Annotated in this window: 18 protein-coding genes; 15 read left to right on the plus strand and 3 right to left on the minus strand. The window is 72.4% G+C overall.

The annotated features are described in order from the left end of the window. Positions 1-89: 89 nt before the first annotated feature. The 10 genes from rpmB (at position 90) to ACP7BP_RS07750 (ending at position 8,296) form a co-directional block, all read left to right on the plus strand. Positions 90-275, plus strand: coding sequence for a 50S ribosomal protein L28 (gene rpmB, locus ACP7BP_RS07705; protein ID WP_056885645.1), 186 nt, complete (start codon positions 90-92; stop codon positions 273-275). Positions 276-453: 178 nt separating this feature from the next. Continuing rightward, entirely contained in the window at positions 454-2,091 is a 1,638-nt protein-coding gene (locus ACP7BP_RS07710) for a DAK2 domain-containing protein (protein ID WP_426243986.1), read from the plus strand. Between the two features lie 6 nt (positions 2,092-2,097). After that, a complete protein-coding gene (locus ACP7BP_RS07715; protein ID WP_426243987.1) occupies positions 2,098-4,353 on the plus strand; it encodes an ATP-dependent DNA helicase RecG in 2,256 nt (751 codons plus the stop codon). A gap of 4 nt (positions 4,354-4,357) precedes the next feature. Further along, the gene (gene rsmD / locus ACP7BP_RS07720) at positions 4,358-4,933 is read left to right on the plus strand and encodes a 16S rRNA (guanine(966)-N(2))-methyltransferase RsmD (RefSeq protein ID WP_426243988.1); all 576 of its coding nucleotides are present in this window, start codon (positions 4,358-4,360) and stop codon (positions 4,931-4,933) included. 2 nt (positions 4,934-4,935) lie between these two features. After that, the gene (gene coaD / locus ACP7BP_RS07725; RefSeq protein ID WP_426243989.1) at positions 4,936-5,460 is read left to right on the plus strand and encodes a pantetheine-phosphate adenylyltransferase; all 525 of its coding nucleotides are present in this window, start codon (positions 4,936-4,938) and stop codon (positions 5,458-5,460) included. 166 nt (positions 5,461-5,626) lie between these two features. Continuing rightward, positions 5,627-6,109, plus strand: coding sequence for a YceD family protein (locus ACP7BP_RS07730; protein WP_426243990.1), 483 nt, complete (start codon positions 5,627-5,629; stop codon positions 6,107-6,109). Between the two features lie 65 nt (positions 6,110-6,174). After that, positions 6,175-6,360 carry a 50S ribosomal protein L32 gene (gene rpmF / locus ACP7BP_RS07735; RefSeq protein ID WP_248582375.1) on the plus strand — a complete coding sequence of 62 codons (186 nt, stop codon included), beginning with the start codon at positions 6,175-6,177 and terminating at the stop codon, positions 6,358-6,360. Then, a complete protein-coding gene (gene rnc / locus ACP7BP_RS07740; protein ID WP_426243991.1) occupies positions 6,302-7,132 on the plus strand; it encodes a ribonuclease III in 831 nt (276 codons plus the stop codon). The genes rpmF and rnc overlap by 59 nt, the downstream gene beginning before the upstream one ends. A gap of 3 nt (positions 7,133-7,135) precedes the next feature. After that, the gene (gene mutM / locus ACP7BP_RS07745) at positions 7,136-8,011 is read left to right on the plus strand and encodes a bifunctional DNA-formamidopyrimidine glycosylase/DNA-(apurinic or apyrimidinic site) lyase (RefSeq protein WP_426243992.1); all 876 of its coding nucleotides are present in this window, start codon (positions 7,136-7,138) and stop codon (positions 8,009-8,011) included. Positions 8,012-8,086: 75 nt separating this feature from the next. Next, positions 8,087-8,296: a hypothetical protein gene (locus ACP7BP_RS07750; protein ID WP_426243993.1), complete on the plus strand. Its 210-nt coding sequence runs from the start codon at positions 8,087-8,089 to the stop codon at positions 8,294-8,296. 59 nt (positions 8,297-8,355) lie between these two features. On the opposite strand, the gene ACP7BP_RS07755 is transcribed toward ACP7BP_RS07750, so the two are convergent. Next, positions 8,356-8,787, minus strand: coding sequence for a hypothetical protein (locus tag ACP7BP_RS07755; RefSeq protein ID WP_426243994.1), 432 nt, complete (start codon positions 8,785-8,787; stop codon positions 8,356-8,358). 94 nt (positions 8,788-8,881) lie between these two features. Then, positions 8,882-9,193, minus strand: coding sequence for a DUF3467 domain-containing protein (locus ACP7BP_RS07760; protein ID WP_426243995.1), 312 nt, complete (start codon positions 9,191-9,193; stop codon positions 8,882-8,884). A 126-nt stretch (positions 9,194-9,319) separates the two neighbouring features. Between ACP7BP_RS07760 and smc the strand changes: the two genes are divergently transcribed. From smc to ACP7BP_RS07785, 5 genes are all read left to right on the plus strand, one after another. After that, entirely contained in the window at positions 9,320-12,943 is a 3,624-nt protein-coding gene (smc, locus tag ACP7BP_RS07765) for a chromosome segregation protein SMC (protein WP_426243996.1), read from the plus strand. Between the two features lie 5 nt (positions 12,944-12,948). Beyond that, on the plus strand, positions 12,949-13,419 hold the full coding sequence (locus ACP7BP_RS07770) for an acyl-CoA thioesterase (RefSeq protein ID WP_426243997.1): 471 nt from the start codon (positions 12,949-12,951) through the stop codon (positions 13,417-13,419). 108 nt (positions 13,420-13,527) lie between these two features. After that, on the plus strand, positions 13,528-13,716 hold the full coding sequence (locus ACP7BP_RS07775) for a hypothetical protein (RefSeq protein ID WP_426243998.1): 189 nt from the start codon (positions 13,528-13,530) through the stop codon (positions 13,714-13,716). Between the two features lie 56 nt (positions 13,717-13,772). Beyond that, entirely contained in the window at positions 13,773-14,897 is a 1,125-nt protein-coding gene (ftsY, locus tag ACP7BP_RS07780; protein WP_426243999.1) for a signal recognition particle-docking protein FtsY, read from the plus strand. A gap of 44 nt (positions 14,898-14,941) precedes the next feature. Then, positions 14,942-18,157, plus strand: coding sequence for a glycosyltransferase (locus tag ACP7BP_RS07785; RefSeq protein ID WP_426244000.1), 3,216 nt, complete (start codon positions 14,942-14,944; stop codon positions 18,155-18,157). A gap of 18 nt (positions 18,158-18,175) precedes the next feature. Here ACP7BP_RS07785 and ACP7BP_RS07790 read toward each other — a convergent pair whose 3' ends face one another. Then, positions 18,176-19,174, minus strand: a complete 999-nt coding sequence (locus ACP7BP_RS07790) for a glycosyltransferase family 2 protein (protein WP_426244001.1) — start codon at positions 19,172-19,174, stop codon at positions 18,176-18,178. Positions 19,175-19,181 lie beyond the last annotated feature (7 nt).

The following is a 19,181-nucleotide window of genomic DNA, read 5'->3' on the forward strand; positions in this document are numbered from 1 at the left end:
CGTCGGATACTCTTGTGCGGTTGCTCGCCGGCCGTCTTCGGCCCGGGCGAGCCCTCGACCTAGTCTCAACGAACCTTCAGGAGTACCCGGTGGCTGCCGTCTGTGACATCTGCGCCAAGAAGCCCGGCTTCGGCAACAACCGGCCGTGGTCGCGCAAGATTACGAAGCGTCGTTTCAACCCCAACATCCAGCGGGTGCGTGCCACGGTCAACGGCACCCCCAAGCGCATGAACGTGTGCACCGGCTGCCTCAAGGCCGGCAAGGTCTCCCGCTGACCTGACATCCGTCACGACGGGCCCTGTGAGCACTGCTCACGGGGCCCTTCGCTTTGGGCCTCGCATCGTCGGTCCGTGCCGGTCACCCGGCCGCGACTGGGTTCCCGCCACCGGGTGTCGCGGACGGGCACTACCCTGTGGCACTCGACCGCTGCCGGCCGGGACAGGAGGGATGCCGATGGAGACCGTGCGACACGGCATCTCCCTCGAGACGGTGCTGCGGTTCGTCGACGTCGCCACCGACGCGCTGGCCGCGGCCCGCGAGGAGATCGACGCCCTCAACGTCTACCCCGTGCCCGACGGTGACACGGGCACGAACATGTTCCTCACCGTCTCGGCGGCTCGCGACGCGATCCGCGGGGCCGTGGCCGACGGAGCCGACTTCGCGTCGGCCCTCACCGCCTTCTCCCGGGGCGCCCTGCTCGGGGCCCGAGGCAACTCCGGCGTGATCCTGTCCCAGCTGCTGGGCGGGATCGCCTCGCGACTGTCCGCGGCGACGCCCGAGGAGCGCAACGCCGTCGTGATGGCCGACGCGCTGCGCCTGGCCACGGACGCGAGCTACGTCGCGGTGGGCGCGCCCGTCGAGGGCACCATGCTCACCGTCGCCCGCGCGGCGAGCGACGCCGCCCTGTCCCGGGCCGCCGAGCCGGGCGCCCGCGCCCGCGACGTCTTCTCGGTGGCCGCCGCCGCGGCTCGCGAGGCCCTGGCGCGCACGCCCGACCAGCTCAAGGTGCTGGCCGACGCCGGAGTGGTCGACGCCGGCGGGCGCGGTGTCTGCGTGGTGCTCGACGCGGCCGAGACGGTGCTGACCGGGCGGGTCCCGCCGGCGGTCGTCGCGCAGCGCGGCGTGCCGCGCATCCCCACGCCCGTGTCGGGCCACGCGCTCAGGCCCGACGGGCCGGCGTACGAGGTGATGTACCTCCTCGATGCCGATGACGCCGCGATCCCTGCGCTCAAGACAGCACTCTCACCCTTGGGCGACAGCCTGGTGGTGGTCGGCGGCGAGGGGCTCTGGAACGTCCACGTCCACGTCGACGACGTGGGCGCCGCGATCGAGGCGGGCATCCGCGCGGGTCGCCCTCACCGGGTGCGGGTGACCCACTTCGCCGACCAAGCGCCCGCCGTCCGCCGTCGCGGGGCCGCCCGCACCGGTCGCCGCATCGTGGCCGTGGCCGCTGGCCCGGGCCTGGCCCGGCTCTTCGAGGAGGCGGGTGCCGTCGTGGTGCAGGGAGGCCCTGGCAAGCGGCCCTCGTCGGGCCAGCTGCTCGAGGCCATCACGGCCTGTGGTGCCGCCGAGGTGGTCGTCCTTCCCAACGACCCCGACTCCGTGCGCGTCGCCGAGATCGCCGCCCGCACCGCCGAGGAGTCCGGCGACCTGCGGGTCGTGATCATCCCGACCCGGGCGCAGGTGCAGGGCCTGGCGGCGGCCGCCGTGCACGAGCCGGGCCGCAGCCTCGACGCCGACGTGCTGGAGATGACCGCCACCGCGCGGCACGCCCGCCATGGTGCGGTCACCGTCGCGGCCAGGAAGGCGATCACCATGGCCGGACCCTGCGAGCCGGGCGACGTGCTCGGCGTCGTCGCCGGTGACTTCGCGGCCGTCGGTGACGACCTGTACGACGTCGCGACGGGCGTCCTCGACCGGCTGCTCGGCGGTGGCGGCGAGCTGGTCACCATCGTCTCCGGGTGCGACGACGGAGCCGAGGGCCTCGGTCAGCGCTGCGCTGCCTTCGTCGAGTCGAGCCACCCGCACGTCGACGTCGTCGTCTACGACGGAGGCCAGGCCCGCTACCCGCTCCTGATGTCGGTCGAGTAGGCACCCGTGGTCGCCATCACCCCCGACTCGCCGATCGCGAGCGTCTTCGGCCGCTCCACCAAGAAGCGCGACGCCATCCAGAAGGGCCTCGGCCTCGACACCGTCGGGGACCTCGTGTGGCACTTCCCGCGCCGCTACGTGAAGACGACCGAGCTCTCCGAGGTGGCCGAGCCGAAGGAGGGCGACCTGCTCAGCGTCGTCGGCCGGGTCACCCGCAGCGAGGTCAAGTCGTTCATGAATCGGCGCACCCGCAAGCTGAGCTACCGGGTCGAGGTGCGGATCGAGACCAACGGGCCCTCCTTCACGCTGTCGTTCTTCGTGCCCTACAAGGGCCAGGCCGAGACCGAGCAGCGCCGGATGGCCGCGGGCAACCGCGGGATGTTCACCGGCAAGGCCCAGCGCTTCGGCGGGGCCTGGCAGCTAGCCTCCCCGCACTCGGTCATGTTCGGCGCGGCGGAGGCGGGCGACGACGACGAGGAGGGGTCCGATGCCGCGGACGCCGGCCTGGCCGCCAGCCTCAAGGGTCTGCTGCCGATCTACCCCGTGACGGCCGGCGTCTACTCCTGGGACGTCCAGAAGGCCGTGCAGTTCGCCCTCGACGTGGTCACCGACGTCCCCGACGTCTTCCCGCCGGCGTTGCGCGAGCGCTACGGCGTGCTCGACGTCATGGCGGCGCTGCGCTGGATCCACGCGCCCGACGACCACGGGCAGCTCGGCGCCGCGCAGAAGCGGTTCCGGTTCGAGGAGGCTCTGATCCTCCAGCTGGTGATGGCCAGACGCCGCGCCGTCCAACGGGCCATGGGGGCGCAGGCCCGCGCCGGCGGCGGTGGGCTCCTGGCGGCGTTCGACGCCCGGCTGCCGTTCACCCTCACCGACGGCCAGGGCGAGATCGGCGCGCTGCTGGAGCGGGAGCTGGCCGAGAGCCACCCGATGAACCGACTCCTGCAGGGCGAGGTGGGCTCCGGCAAGACCCTCGTGGCACTGCGCGCGATGCTCCGCGTCGTCGACTCCGGCGGGCAGGCCGTGCTCCTGGCTCCGACCGAGGTGCTCGCCCAGCAGCACCACCGCAGCATCACCGCCCTGCTCGGGGACCTCGCGGCGGGAGGCATGCTCGGGGGAGCGCCCGACGCGACCCGCGTGGTCCTGCTCACCGGTTCGATGGGCAGGGCCCAGCGTGCCGAGGCGATGCTCGCGATGGCCAGCGGCGAGGCCGGGATCGCGCTCGGCACCCACGCCCTGCTCGAGCAGGACGTCTCCTTCGCCGACCTCGGCCTGGTCGTCGTCGACGAGCAGCACAGGTTCGGTGTCGAGCAGCGCGCGGCACTCACCGACAAGGCCGGCACCCCACCCCACGTGCTGGTGATGACCGCCACCCCGATCCCGCGCACGGTGGCCATGACGGTCTTCGGCGACCTCGAGACGTCGGTGCTCACGGAGCTGCCCGCCGGACGCGCCCCGATCCAGACCAACGTCGTGCCGCTCGCCGAGCAGCCGCACTGGATCGACCGCGTGTGGGACCGCGTCCGCGAGGAGGTCGCCAAGGGCCACCAGGTCTACGTCGTCTGCCCGCGCATCACCGGCGACGAGCCCGAGCAGGGGGAGACCGACCAGGTCGACCTCGACGACACCGGCGCCCCGGTGCCACCGCGGCAGGCGCTGTGGGCGGTGACCGACCTCCTGGAGGAGCTGTCCACCCGCCTCCCCGGCCTGCGCGTGCAGATGTTGCACGGCAAGATGCCCGCCGACGAGAAGGACGCTGTGATGAGGGCGTTCGCGGCCGGCGAGGTCGACGTACTCGTGTCGACCACCGTCATCGAGGTGGGCGTCGACGTCGCCAACGCGACCGCCATGGTGCTCATGGACGCCGACCGCTTCGGCGTCTCGCAGCTCCACCAGCTGCGCGGCCGGGTCGGCCGGGGCGGCCTGCCGGGGCTGTGCCTGCTGGTCACCCGGGCCGACGCCGGGACCGACGCCCGGGTGCGGCTCGACGCGGTCGCCGCGACGACGGACGGCTTCGAGCTCAGCCGGGTCGACCTCGAGCAGCGTCGCGAGGGAGACGTGCTGGGCCGCAACCAGAGCGGCTTCCGGTCGAGCCTGGTCACCCTGCGCGTACTCCGCGACGAGAAGACCATCGTGCGCGCCCGGGAGGCCGCCGAGGAGCTGCTCGCCGAGGACCCGGAGCTCTCCGGTGCACCCCGACTCGCCCGCGCGGTGGACGAGATGGAGCAGACGCGGGAGTCTGAGTTCATGGAGAAGACATAGTGACATGACGCGGATCATCGGGGGGACCGCCGGAGGGCGGCGGTTGCACACGCCCAGGGGGTCGGCCACGCGGCCGACCAGCGACCGGGTGCGCGAGGCACTGTTCTCGGCGATCGAGTCGTGGTGCGGCTCGTTGTCGGGACTGCGATTCCTCGACCTGTACGCCGGGTCCGGGGCGGTGGGCCTCGAGGCGTGGTCCCGCGGAGCGGGCGTCGTCACCCTGGTCGAGCAGGACCGTCGTACTGCCGCGCTGATCGCCGAGAACGCCCGTGAGCTCGACTTCGCCCGGGCCCACGTGGTCACCGCATCGGTGGCCACCGCGCTGACCAAGATGCCCGCCGCGCCGTACGACGTCGCCTTCATCGACCCGCCCTACCCGCTGGAGACCCGCCGGGTGAACGACGACCTGGCCGCGCTGGTCGCGCACCAGTGGCTGGTGCCCGGGGCCATGGTCGTGGTCGAGCGCTCCTCGCGCGGTGAGCCGATCGCCTGGCCCTCCGGTCTGGTCGGGGAGCGGGAGCGGCGCTACGGCGAGACGATGCTTTGGTACGGTCGCGCCGCCCCCAACCCAGAGGAGTAGCGGTGACCGCACGTGTTCGGCGCGTCGTGTGCCCCGGTTCGTTCGACCCGGTCACCAACGGACACCTCGACATCGTCGAGCGCGCCGCCTCGCTCTTCGACGAGGTGGTCGTCGCGGTCGGGATCAACGCCTCCAAGAACCGGCTCTTCACCCCCGAGGAGCGCATCGACATGCTGACCACCGCCTGCGAGCGCTTCCCCAACGTCCGCGTCGACGCCTTCAGCGGACTGCTGACCGACTTCTGCCAGCAGCACGGCATCGTGGCGATCGTGAAGGGCCTGCGCGCGGTCAGCGACTTCGACTACGAGCTGCAGATGGCGCAGATGAACTCCAGCCTGGCGCCCATCGAGACGGTGTTCGTGCCGACCAGCCCGGAGTACTCCTTCCTCGCGTCCTCGCTGGTCAAGGAGGTCGCCAGCTTCGGGGGCGACGTGGCCGGGCTGGTCCCCGCCTTCGTGCACACCCGGCTCACCGAGCGGCTGGCCGATCGATCAGCCGAGCGTGCGCGCCCCGAGGACGGCGCGTGAGCGGCGTGCCCGGCCCGTCCGTTTTGCTCCCGTCGACCGCCGCCGGTTACGATTCACAGGTTCTGTCGTGCCGGACTGGAGTTGACCCCTGAACAGCCTGGACCCGAGAGCGCCGCTCGTGCTCGATACACGCGAGCTCGGTCGCCGCCCGGGGTCCCAGCGTCAGATGGTCCGCACCGTTCCGGCTCCGTCAGAACTCGGCATCGAAGTGCTTCGTGTCGCCGAGGGATCGCCGGTCGAGCTTGACCTGCGCCTCGAGGCGGTCATGGAGGGCGTGTTGGTCACGGGTACGGCGCAAGCCAAGCTCGTCGGCGAATGCGTGCGGTGCCTGGAGCCCATCGACGACGACATCGTCGCCGATCTCCAGGAGCTGTACGTCTACGACGACATCCGGCACGACCACTCTGACGAGGACCTCGACGACGAGACGAGAAAGCTCGAGGACGACCTGCTCGACCTCGAGCCGTTGCTGCGGGATGCGGTGGTGCTCGCACTGCCCTTCCAGCCGCTGTGCCAGGAGGACTGCCCGGGTCTGTGCATCGAGTGTGGTGCACGGCTCGCCGACGATCCCGACCACAGCCACGACGCAGCGATCGATCCGCGTTGGGCGGGCCTGCAAGCCCTCCAGCCGGATCACGACCAGGACTGACCGGCCGGACCAAGGCCAGAAGAACACGATGGCCGGAGACTTCCGGCCCGTATGAGGAGATAACAGTGGCTGTCCCGAAGCGGAAGATGTCGCGCAGCAACACGCGTCACCGTCGGTCGGCGTGGAAGGCCGTTGCGCCCTCCCTCGTGACCTGCGCGAACCCCGCCTGTGGTGCCAAGCACCTGCCGCACCGTGCGTGCGGCACGTGCGGCCAGTACGGCGCCCGCGCCGACCGTCGCCAGGTTCTCTGAACCGGTCGACGCACTGACCACGGACGACCTGCGCGTCGCACTCGGTGATCCCACGCTGGACGCCGGGCTGCTCGAGCGTGCCCTGACGCACCGCTCGTACGCCTACGAGAACGGCGGGCTGCCGACCAACGAGCGGCTGGAGTTCCTCGGGGACTCCGTGCTGGGCGTCGTGGTGACCGAGGCCCTCTACACCACCCACCCGGACCTCTCCGAGGGCCGGCTGGCCAAGCTCCGCGCGGCCGTGGTCAACGCCCGGGCCCTGGCCGGGGTCGCTCGCGACATCAAGCTCGGCCAGCACATCAGGCTCGGCCGCGGCGAGGAGTCGACCGGCGGTCGCGACAAGGCCTCGATCCTCTCCGACACGGTCGAGGCGGTCATCGGGGCGATCCACCTCTCCGGCGGGTTCGAGGCCTCGGGCCCCGTCGTACACCTGCTCTTCGACCCGTTGATGGAGGCGGCCGCCGCCATGGGCGCCGGCCTCGACTGGAAGACCTCCCTGCAGGAGCTCTCCGCCGAGCGCGGCCTCGGCGTGCCGGAGTACGTCATCGAGGACGAGGGCCCCGACCACATGAAGAGCTTCACCGCCCAGGTGCGCGTGGGCGACCAGCTCTACGGCCACGGCGCCGGGCGGTCGAAGAAGGAAGCCGAGCAGGCGGCCGCCGAGACGGCGTACGGCGCGATCCAGGAGGCTGCCCAGACCGGCTCAGCCACCAGCCCCGAATCCAGCCCCGAATCCAGCCCCTTCACCAGCGCAGTCTCCGACCCGGCCTGAGCCGTGCCCGAGCTGCCCGAGGTCGAGGTGGTCCGGATCGGCCTCCAGCGCCATGTGGTCGGCTCGGTCATCGAGCACGTCGACGTGCTGCACCACCGTCCGGTGCGCCGTGACCCGCGCGGCGCCGACGGCTTCGCCGCCGCACTGACCGGCCGGCGGGTCGACGCGGCCCGGCGCCGGGGCAAGTACTTCTGGCTGGCCCTCGACAACGGCGACGCCCTGCTCGGCCACCTCGGCATGAGCGGCCAGATGCTGGTGCAGCCCGCAGGCCAGCCCGACGAGCGCCACCTCCGCGTCCGACTCAAGCTCAACGTGCCGGAGCAGGAGCTGCGGTTCGTCGACCAGCGGATGTTCGGCGGGCTGCTCGTCTCCACCGGCGGCGCCGACCTGCCGACCGAGATCGCGCACATCGCTCGCGACCCGCTCGACCCCGAGTTCGACGACGAGGCGTTCATCGCCCGTGCCCGCCGGCGCTCCTCGGGCATCAAGCGCCAGCTCCTCGACCAGACGCTCATCTCGGGCGTCGGCAACATCTACGCCGACGAGGCCCTGTGGCGGGCCCGCGTGCACGGCGAGCGTCCGGGCGACCGGCTCAGCCGGGCGCAGGTGACCGACGTGCTCGCTCACGCCCGCGCGGTGATGGCCGCCGCGCTCGCGCAGGGCGGCACCTCGTTCGACGCCCTCTACGTCAACGTCAACGGCGAGTCGGGCTACTTCGACCGGTCGCTGCACGCCTACGGGCGCGAGGGCGAGCCGTGCGAGCGCTGCGGCGCCCCCATCCGGCGGGTCGCCTTCATGAACCGGTCGTCGTACTTCTGCCCGTCCTGCCAGCCCGCACCCAGGAGACGCCGTACGGCGGCCCCTCTCCCCGGGGATTGACCGGTCGCGGGCACGGTGGGACTCTTGAAAGGGCCCTGACGGGCCGCCACACCGCCCTCCCGAAAGGCTCGCCCCATGGCCAAGGCGCTGATCGGTCACCTGAACAGCGACCCGCGGACCACCGCTCGTCTCTCCGCCCAGAACCACCACCTGCGCACCCGCGTCGCCGAGCTCGAGCGGCTCGTCGTCCGTCTGCAACAGGAGAACGACCGGCTCACCGCCGCCCAGGCGGCGAGCATCCTCGAGCGCGAGGGTGACGCGCTCGAGCAGATGCTGCGCGCCTGACCGAGAAGCCGAAGCCCCGCCGACCTCTGGTCGACGGGGCCGTTCGGACGCGGAAGAGGTCAGCCGCGCCGCATCGTGCCGTTGGCGGTCTGGCCGTTGTTGGACCACACGCCCTTGAGCTTGCCGCCCTTGCGCTTCACCTTGAGGTCGACCGTCGGGGTGCACACCAGACCCGGCTTGAGTGACTTGGTGAGCTTCTCGGTGAACTTGAAGTAGCCCCCGGACCTGCCCTTGAACTTCAGGGTGCCCGCGCAGAAGCCCTTGTGGGTCACGGTGCCGGTGTACTTGTTGCCCTTCTTCTTGATCTTGAGGACCACGCCGGAGTCCTGGGCGTTGCTCCCGGTGACGTCGAAGCCGCCCGTCCAGGTGCCGGCGATGCCGGCTGCGAGCTGAGCCTCCCGAGGCGCGGCATCGGTGGACGCGTCGGCGGCGGCAGCGGGTGCGACCAGCGCGAGCGTGGTGACTGCGGAGACGAGCAGCGTGCGGATCATGGGTTCTCCTCGGGTCGGTGGCGCGGGTGCGTGAGGATGCCCTACCCGCCCTGGACACCCGCGAAGCCGCGCGCTGCCCCGGCCTGGCCGACCGTCACTGCAACTCCGGCGGCATCGACCGGGCGGCGTACCCCTGCCAGTTGGTCTCGAGGGCCTCCAGCAGCTGGGTGACCATCAACGGGGAGAGGTTGACCCGGGCGACCACGGTGCCCTGGTGGCTGCCGTCGTCGCGCTGGTGGGCGTAGTCCATCCGGGCGAAGTCGATGGTGAACTCGTACGGGCTGTGCGAGACGGCCGCGAAGTTCGACCAGACACCGCCGACCTGGTCGTCGGGGACGGTGATCTGGAAGTTCTGCGGCGGCTCGGAGGAGGCCTCCTCGGCGCTGTTCTGCTCGTCGTCTGACATGCCGTCGAGGCTACCGGCGAGCGGGTCGCCGACGGGTAGGCTGAGCGGCGCTGAGCCTCCCCACGCGGACGTCTGAGAGACTGCCGCGTTCAGTCGACGAGACGTGCCCCCCCGGAGGAGCTACGCGTGTACCTGAAGAGCCTGACCCTCAAGGGGTTCAAGTCCTTCGCCTCCTCGACGACGCTCCAGCTCGAGCCGGGCATCACGTGCATCGTCGGTCCCAACGGCTCCGGCAAGTCCAACGTCGTCGATGCGCTCGCCTGGGTGATGGGCGAGCAGGGCGCCAAGTCGCTGCGGGGCGGCAAGATGGAGGACGTCATCTTCGCCGGCACCTCCGGGCGCCCGCCGCTCGGCCGAGCGGAGGTGCTGCTGACGATCGACAACTCCGACGGCGCGCTGCCGATCGAGTACGCCGAGGTGACGATCAGCCGCACCATGTTCCGCAACGGCGGGTCCGAGTACGCCATCAACGGCAGCTCGTGCCGGCTCCTCGACGTGCAGGAGCTGCTCTCCGACTCCGGCATCGGCCGCGAGATGCATGTGATCGTCGGGCAGGGCCAGCTCGACTCGATCCTGCACGCGACCCCCGAGGACCGCCGCGGCTTCATCGAGGAGGCCGCCGGCGTCCTCAAGCACCGCAAGCGCAAGGAGAAGGCGCTCCGCAAGCTCGACTCCACCGACGGCAACCTCACCCGGCTGACCGACCTCCTCTCCGAGATCCGCCGTCAGCTCAAGCCGCTGGGCCGGCAGGCCGAGGTCGCTCGGCGGGCGGTCGCCGTACAGGCCGACGTGCGCGATGCCCGCGCTCGCCTGGTCGCCGACGACCTCGTCGCCGCGCGTACGGCGCTCCACCAGGAGCTCGCCGACGAGTCGCTGCTGCTCGAGCGACGCCAGCAGGTCGAGGCGGACCTCGCGACCGCGCGGGAGGCGGAGGCGCGACTCGAGGCGGCGCTGCGCGAGGACCTGCCGGCGCTGGCCCAGGCCCAGGAGACGTGGTTCGCGCTGTCCGGGCTCAAGGAGAGGCTCCGCGGCACCCAGTCCCTGGCCGCCGAGCGGGTGCGCAACGCCGCGGGCACCAGCGACGACGAGATCGACGACGGTGGGCGCGACCCCGAGCAGCTCGAGGCCGAGGCGACCCGGGTCCGCGAGCAGGAGCAGCAGATCGGCGCCGAGGTGGAGGCCCTGCGCACCGCCCTCGAGCAGGCCGTCACCGCCCGCCGGGCCGCCGAGGACGCCGCAGCCGAGGAGGACCGGCGCATCGCCGGTCTCCAGCGGGCCGCCGCCGACCGGCGCGAGGGCCTGGCCCGGCTGCACGGACAGGTCAACGCCATCAAGTCGCGGGCGGCCGCCGCCGCCGACGAGCTGGGCCGCCTTCGTGCCGCGCGCGAGGAGGCCGTCGCCCGCGCCGAGCGCGCCCAGCGCGACTTCACCGCGCTCGAGACCCGGGTCGCCGGCCTCGACGCCGGTGAGGAGGGCCTCGACGCCGAGCACGAGGCCGCGGTCTCCGCCCTCGACGACATCGACGAGCGGCTCGCCAAGGCCCGCGACGAGGCCGCGCAGGCCGACCGTGAGCGGGCCGGCCTGCTCGCCCGCAAGGACGCGCTCGAGCTCGGTCTCAACCGCAAGGACGGCGCGGGAGCGCTGCTCGCCGCGTCCGACTCGGTCTCGGGCGTGATGGGCTCGGTCGCGGCGCTGCTGTCGGTGCGCTCGGGCTACGAGGCGGCCGTTGCCGGGGCGCTCGGCTCGGCCGCCGACGCGGTCGCGGTCACGGACGCCGACTCGGCCGTGGCCGCCATCGGCCACCTCAAGGACGACGACCTCGGCCGGGCGGGGATGCTGCTCGGGGGCGCTCCCGCCGACGACCGGTCGTGGCCCGCGCTGCCTGCCGGCGCGACGTACGCCGTCGAGGTCATCGAGGGCCCGACCTCGCTCGAGGGGGCGCTGTCCCGGCTGCTGTTCAAGGTCGCCGTGGTCGACGACCTCGACGCCGCGCGGGCGCTGGTGGCCGACCTGCCCGACGTCACCGCCGTGACCCGCCAGGGCGACCTGATCGGTGCCCACTTCGCCTCCGGCGGCTCGTCCAGCCAGCCCAGCCTGATCGAGATCCAGGCGGCCCTCGACGAGGCGTCGTCGCAGCTGCTCGAGGCGACCGCCTCGGCCGAGCGGCTGGGCTTCGACATCTCGCGTCTCGAGTCCGAGCGGCTCGAGGCCCTCAAGCGCACCGACGTCGCCCTGGCCAAGCTGCACGAGTCCGACGCGACGCTCGCCGCCGTGGCCGAGGAGCTGGGTCAGTACGGCTCGCTGGCTCGCGCGGCCCGCGGCGAGGCCGAGCGACTCGAGCGCGCCATCGCCACCGCGCAGGAGGCCCGCGAGAAGGACCTTGCCGGGCTGGCCGAGCTCGAGCGCAGGCTGGCCGCCGCCGAGGACGCCACCGACGAGGAGCCCGACGTCGCCGACCGCGAGCGCCTCGTCGAGTCCGCCCGGGCCGCCCGCCAGGGCGAGATGGACGCCCGGCTCGGGCTCCGCACCGCGGAGGAGCGGGCCCGGGCCCTGCACGGTCGCGCGGACGCGCTGGTGCGCTCCGCCCGGGCCGAGCGCGAGTCGCGGGCGAAGGCGCGCGAGCGGCGCGAGCGGATCATCCGCGAGGGCCGTGCGGCCGAGTCGGTGGGCGCCGCCGTGGCCGTCGTACTCGGCAAGCTGGAGCGGTCGATCACGCTGGCCTCCGAGGCGCGAGGAGACATCGAGCGGGCCCGGCACGGCCGCGAGCAGGAGCTGCTGGCCGTGCGCGGGCGCCTGCGTGACCTGGGCCGCGAGCACGACGAGCTGGTCAACTCGGTCCACCGCGACGAGATGGCGCGCACCCAGCAGAAGATGCGCATCGAGCAGCTCGAGGAGCGCGCGCTCGAGGAGCTCGGCATGGACCCCGACGGCCTGGTCGCCGACTACGGCCCGGAGACCCTCGTGCCCTACTTCGGCGAGGTGGCCGAGGGGGAGGAGACGCCCGACCCGGTGCCGTTCGTGCGCGAGGAGCAGCAGAAGCGGCTCCGCTCCGCGGAGCGGGCGCTGGCGATGCTGGGCCGGGTCAACCCGCTCGCCCTCGAGGAGTACTCCGCGATGGAGGAGCGGCACAAGTTCCTGACCGAGCAGCTCGAGGACCTCAAGCAGACTCGCAAGGACCTCCTCGACATCGTCCGCGAGGTCGACCACCGCGTCGAGCAGGTCTTCACCGAGGCGTACGCCGACGTGGAGCGCGCCTTCGAGTCGACGTTCACCCGGCTCTTCCCCGGCGGCGAGGGCCGGCTGGTGCTGACCGATCCCAGCGACATGCTCAACACCGGCATCGAGGTGGAGGCCCGCCCGGCCGGCAAGAGGGTCAAGCGACTGTCGCTGCTCTCGGGCGGCGAGCGCTCCCTGGTCGCCGTGGCGTTCCTCGTGGCGCTGTTCAAGGCCCGGCCGTCGCCGTTCTACATCCTCGACGAGGTGGAGGCGGCCCTCGACGACACCAACCTCGGGAGGCTGCTCGAGATCTACGAGGAGCTCCGCGAGAGCTCCCAGCTGCTGGTCATCACCCACCAGAAGCGCACGATGGAGGTCGGTGACGCTCTCTACGGCGTCACCATGCGCGGCGACGGCGTCTCGGCGGTCATCAGCCAGCGCCTGCGCGACGCGGATCAAGACGGCGGGGCCGCGGAGCGGGCCCGGTCCGGACGAGGTCGAGCGAGCCGCACGACCGAGCCTGCGAGGTCGTGACCGGCGTGTCGAGACCAAGCGTGATGGCGGAGCAGCCGCCCCGTCCGACCCGAGCCGACTACGTCGCCTGGCGCACCGTCACGACCCGCTGGCGCGACGACGACGCCTACGGTCACCTCAACAACGCGACCTACTACGAGCTGTTCGACACGGCCGTCAACGCCCACCTCTACGAGGCCACCGGCACCGACGTGCGGCTGCTGCGGCAGATCGGCGTGGTCGCCGAGACGTCGTGCCGCTACTTCCGCGAGCTCGGGTTCCCCCACCCGATCGAGACCGGCATGGTCGTCGACAAGGTCGGCACGTCCTCGGTCGTCTATCGCATCGGCCTCTTCCAGGGAGACGGCGACGAGGCGGCCGCCGAGGGCCGCTTCGTGCACGTGTACGTCGACAACGGCCTGGGCGGCGGTCACCGCCCGGTCGTCCCGCTGCCCGACGTGATCCGTGCCGCGGTCACGCCGCTCCTGCGCCCCTGACGAGTCGCCTGTCACACGCCGCGACGCGCCGGGGGAGGGCATCCGGGACGCCGGCTGTGCCACTCTTGGAGAAGACGTAGACGCCGACCGCTCGGGAGCTGACCGACCGTGACCGCCATCATCCTCATCATGCTGCTCGCCCTGGCGGTCTCGGTCGCCGTGGTCGCCTATGTCGCCTTCCCGCACCGAGGCGAGGAGATCCCCGGTGCGCCGTGGCTGGGCGACGCGATGAGGAAGGGCGTCGAGAGACTGCCGACCCTCGACGAGGACCAGCACCACGACCGGCACCACGTCTGACACCCGTGCGGGTGCGCGGCGCCCGCTGGGAGACACGCGTCTGATTGGATTGCCGCATGGGTGACTGGCTGTTCCTGATCATCGGCATCGCGGTCGTCGGACTGCTGACTGTCGTCGGCCTGCTGACTTCCGGGCGGCGCCGCAAGACCGCGCCACCGGCGAGGGGCACCGACGTCGTCGCGCCGCCGCCGACCGAGGCCGACGTCGAGACGCCCGGCGAGGCTGTCGCGCCGGTCGCCACGGCCCCCACGCTCGAGAGGCCGGAGGGTACGGCGTCACGACTTGTGCGGCTGCGCGAGCGGCTCTCCCGCTCGCAGGGCACTCTCGGTAGGGGCTTGCTGGCCCTGCTCGCCCGCGACAAGCTCGACGAGGACACCTGGGAGTCCATCGAGGACACCCTGCTCACGGCCGACATCGGGGTGACCCCGACCCAGCAGCTGGTCGAGCGGCTCCGCACGCGGCTGCGCGTCGAGGGCGGGAGCGCGCCCGACGCCCGCGCCGTGCTCCGCGAGGAGCTGCTGGCCCTCGTCGACCCGGGCATGGACCGCCGGCTCCAGGTCAGCGGCGCCGACGGCAAGCCCGGCGTGGTGCTCGTGGTGGGGGTCAACGGCGCCGGCAAGACGACGACGGTCGGCAAGATCGCCAGGATCCTGGTGGCCGAGGACCGCACCGTCACTCTCGGCGCCGCAGACACCTTCCGCGCCGCCGCGGTCGAGCAGCTCGCGACCTGGGGCGAGCGGGTCGGCGTCGAGGTGGTGCGCGGCCCTGAGGGCACCGACCCCGCCAGTGTGGCCTTCGAGGCGGTCAAGCAGGGCGTCGAGCAGGGCGTGGACACGGTGATCGTCGACACTGCCGGCCGGCTGCAGAACAAGGCGGGCCTGATGGACGAGCTCGGCAAGGTCAAGCGGGTCATCGAGAAGCAGGCACCGGTCACCGAGGTGCTGCTCGTGCTCGACGCCACGACCGGGCAGAACGGCATGATCCAGGCCCGGGTGTTCTCCGAGGTCGTCGACGTCACCGGCATCGTCCTGACGAAGCTGGACGGCTCCGCGAAGGGCGGTATCGTCGTCGCCGTCCAGCGAGAGCTCGGCGTCCCCGTCAAGCTCGTCGGCCTCGGCGAGGGGCCGGACGACCTGGCACCCTTCGACTCCGGCGCGTTCGTCGACGCACTGCTGGGCTGAGTACGTCGCCGACGACGCAGCACCAGGATCCGGAAGGCAGGGCAGTGGACTCGCAGGAGGACCAGTCGGGAGACACCCCCGGCATCGCGCGCCTGCGGCGCGCGGTCGGCCGGGTGCTCGACGGTCGCCCGAACCTGCCTGAGTCGCCGGCGCGGCTGGGCCCGGACGCCACCCGGCTCATGCAGTCGCCGTTGTTCGACGAGGCCTACTACTCCCGGCAGGCCGGCGTCGAGGGCACCCGTCGCGAGCTGGTCCGCCACTACCTGCGGACGCCCGTCGGCAAGCGGCCGTCACCGCACCCGCTCTTCGACCGCGAGTTCTTCGCGCGCAACTACCGCGCAGACCTCGGGCAGCGCGACGTCTTCCTCGTCTACCTGCGGCGCAAGGCGTTCCGCACGCCGACCCACCCCCTCTTCGACACCCGACGCTACCGCCGACGCAACCCCGGCGCGGCCACCCACCCGCACGGTCCGATCGGTCACTACCAGGAGGTGGGCGCGGCCGCAGGCATCCCGGCCAACCACTGGCTCGTCGGTCATTCCGGTGAGTTCACCCCGAGCCTGCTCGACTGGCTCTCGGCACGCCGCGCGGAGTGGGACCTGCGCCGGGCCGGCATCGTGCGCGGCGCCGTCTCGCGCGCCGAGCTGCGGCGGGGAGCCGCCGAGGTCGCGCCGTACGACAACGTCGAGATCGCCGTGGCCGGCGACCACGCCCTCGTGTCGGTGGTCATCACCCCCGGCACGCACCCCGGCCACCTCGTGACCTCGCTGCGCAGCCTCAGGGGCCAGCGGCTCACGTCGTGGCACGCCCTCGTGCTCGACGACGGGACGCAGCCCGGGCTGGCCGAGCTGCTCGCCGCCGAGCTCCCGGCGGACTCGTGGGAGATCGTGCCGGCGCCGGGCCCGGTGCCGGCCGACCTCAACCGGGCGGTGGCTGCCGCCACGGGCGTGTGGCTGACCTTCCTGTCGGCGGGCGACACCTGGGAGAAGGACCGGCTGCGGCTCGCCCTCGCCGTGGCGCAGACCGAGCGCGGGCTCGCGGTCGCCGACGTGATGCGTCGGGTACGTCGCGACGGCTCCTCCGGGCTGGTGGGCAACGGCTTGCCCCGCGAGCAGGTCCGTGACCGCGGCACCGTCGACGTGGCGCGGCTGCTGGTCGACCGGGCCACGGTGCTCGAGCTCGGTGGCTTCGACGAGTCGTTGCGAGGTGCCTGGGCCTTCGACCTCGTGTCGCGGATCGCCCGTGTCAGCGGGGTGCGGGCGATCATGGCGCTCGGCGTGACCCGCCACGTGGCCTGGACGGCGGAGGCGAAGCACCGGCCGGCGGGCGACCGGCCGGCCTTCGACGACTCCGCCGTCGGCTCGTGGCCCGACGTCGTGCTCAACCGGTCGCTCATCGACTGGGACTCCCTCGCGGTCGCCGAGACCACGCCCGGCCTGGTGTCGGTGATCATCCCGACCTACGCCGACTGGACGATGACCGTCGCCGCCGTCGAGAGCGTCGTCGCCGCGGCAGACGCCGGCGAGGTCCCGGTCGAGTGCCTGGTGGTCGACAACGGCTGCGACGGCGAGACCTCGGTGATCCTCGACTCGCTGGCGTGGCGCTTCGACCGGGTCCGGGTGATCCACAACGCCGTCAACCACGGCTTCGCTCTCGGCAACAACCTCGCGCTGCCGCACGCCCGCGGTGAGTACGTCGTGTTCCTCAACAACGACACGACGGTCGACCGGGGCTGGCTCGAGCCGCTCGTGGCCGCGCTCGCCGATGACGACGTGCTCGGCGCCCAGTCGCTGCTGCTCTACCCGACGGGCGTGATCCAGTCGGCCGGCATCGCGTTCCCGACCACGGGCGGGGTGCCGCACGCGTTCCTCCAGGGCTTCCCGATCGAGGACGCCCTCGGCATCGAGGACCTCTCCTTCTCCGCGCTCACCGGGGCGGCGCTCGCGATGAGGCGTGCCGACGTCGTCGCCCTGCGCGGCTTCGACCCGGTCTTCCGCAACGGCATGGAGGACGTCGACCTGTGCCTGCGGCTCACGGCGCAGCGTCTCGAGACGCAGGGGCAGGCCCGCTTCGTCGTGCTCCCCGAGTCGCGGGTGACGCACCACGAGTCGCAGACTCCCGGCCGGTACGACGCCTACGACACCAACCGCGAGCTCTACCTCCAGCGCTGGGGGAGCAACGCGCCGCGCGACGACGCCGCGCTGTGGGCGACCCGGGGCTTCCGGGTGGTCGACCACGCGGTGTCGTTCCGGCACCGCAGCCAACGCCGACTCGGCGTGCCCGAGCCGGTGCTGATCCGCGACACCTGGCTGCGCGTCGACGAGTCGCCTCCCCGGCTGCGCTGGGCGATCAAGAACCCCGCACCGTTCGGGCCCGACGCCGAGCGCTGGGGCGACACGCACTTCGCCCGGGCGATGGCCTCCGCGCTGCGCGACGCCGGGCAGGAGGTCGTCATCGACCACCGGCCCGAGCACGAGCGCTACACCGGGCGGTTCGACGACGTCTCGCTCGTGCTGCGCGGTCTCGCGCCCTACCGGCCGTCCTACGAGCACGTGACGATCGGCTGGGTCATCTCCCACCCGGAGATGCTCTCCACGGGGGAGGCGGTGACCTACGACCGGCTGCTGGCGGCGAGCGAGGCGTGGGCTGCCCGCCGCTCCCGCGATTGGGGCATCCGGGTCGAGCCGATGCTGCAGGCGACCGACCACACGCTCTTCCACCCAGACCTGGCCGTGCCCGACACCGGCCACCCGGTGCTCTTCGTCGGTGGCTCACGCAAGCAGTTCCGACCGATCGTGAAGGCCGCCGTCGAGTCGGGGCTGCCGATCTCCATCTACGGCAGCCAGTGGCGGCAGTTCGTCACCGGCCGGGTCGTGAAGGACGCCTACCTGCCCAACGCCCAGCTGGGTGCCGCCTACCGCTCCGCCGGGGTGGTGTTGAACGACCACTGGGAAGACATGCGGCTGGAGGGCTTCCTCTCCAACCGGCTCTTCGACGCCGCCGCGAGCGGCGCCCGGGTCATCACCGACGACGTGGTCGGGCTGGGCACGACCTTCGGCCGATCTGTGCAGGTCATGCACTCCTCGGCCGACCTGATCACGATGAGCTCCACGCCCGACCTGGACGAGATCTTCGGCAGCGACGACGAGCGTCGGGCGGTGGCCGCACAGATCCACCGCGAGCACTCGTTCCGGGCGCGCGCGCAGCGGCTGATCGAGATCGCGCTCGAGGCTCGCAGGGAGCGCGGCTTCGACCGCTGAGCGGCGTACGCCGCCCGGTCAGGCGGTCGCGCTGTCGGTGTCGACGATGCGGGCCCGTCGGTCGAGGTCGAGGTGGCGGCGCAGCGGGGTGTCGGCCAGCTCCGGCGGCGGGTCGACGAGGTGCTCGGTGTCGAGCACGGCGCGGAGCAGGTCCGGCCGCAGGGCCGAGCCCATCAGCTCCTCCATGTGCTCGTGCAGCCACGGGTCCCGGACGTACCAGCCGTTGGCCTCGCCGACCCGGAGGTCGTCGGGCAGCGGGCTGCGCGCGATGTAGGACTGCTCGAGCGTGCCCTCCTTGTAGCGGCGGTAGTCGGCCATGCCGTGGTGGTTGCGGCTGGGCTTGAGGTCGGGGGAGGCCTCGTAGCCGCGGCCGGCGTTGACGACCTTGCGCTCGAACTGGGTCCACGAGCGCCACGGCAGGTGGAGCACCTCCATGGAGACCTCGGGCGGCGGCTGGCCGTTGCTCGGCATCGAGGTGACGTGGTTGCCCTGCTGCACGACGATGTCGGACTCGCCACGGTGGACGGCGTTGGGCGTGGGCTGCGCGTGGATGCCGATGGCCCTCAGCTGCGCGTCGGTGCGCAGGTCGCGCCAGCAGAGCCGGCCGATGCCGCTGCCGGCCCAGCCGGCGGGGCCGATGAGGTTGAAGACCGGCACGGTGAAGGCGTTGAGGTGCAGCGGGGTGGCCTCGAGGGCCTGGCGCACCGTGAGCCGCTTGTCGACGGGGATGAGGAACTCGTCCGCGTCGAGGTTCAGCACCCAGTCGGCGCGGTAGTGGGTGCGGGCGCGCCGGGCCATCCGGGTGACCACGTCGCGCTGCTGCTTGCGGTGCTCGGGGTCGTGGTGGAGCTCGATCAGCCCGGTCTCGGCGTAGGCCTCGAGCACCTCGGTGGTGCCGTCGAAGCTGCGGTTGTCGGTGACGATCAGCTTGTCGAGACCCTGGGCGAGGTGGTGCTCGACCATCGCCGCCACGATGTCGACCTCGTCACGCACCATCAAGGTGCCGATGATCCTCATCGTGCGG

Source organism: Nocardioides sp. LHG3406-4 (genome assembly GCF_049897745.1).
Taxonomy (GTDB): Bacteria; Actinomycetota; Actinomycetes; order Propionibacteriales; family Nocardioidaceae; genus Nocardioides.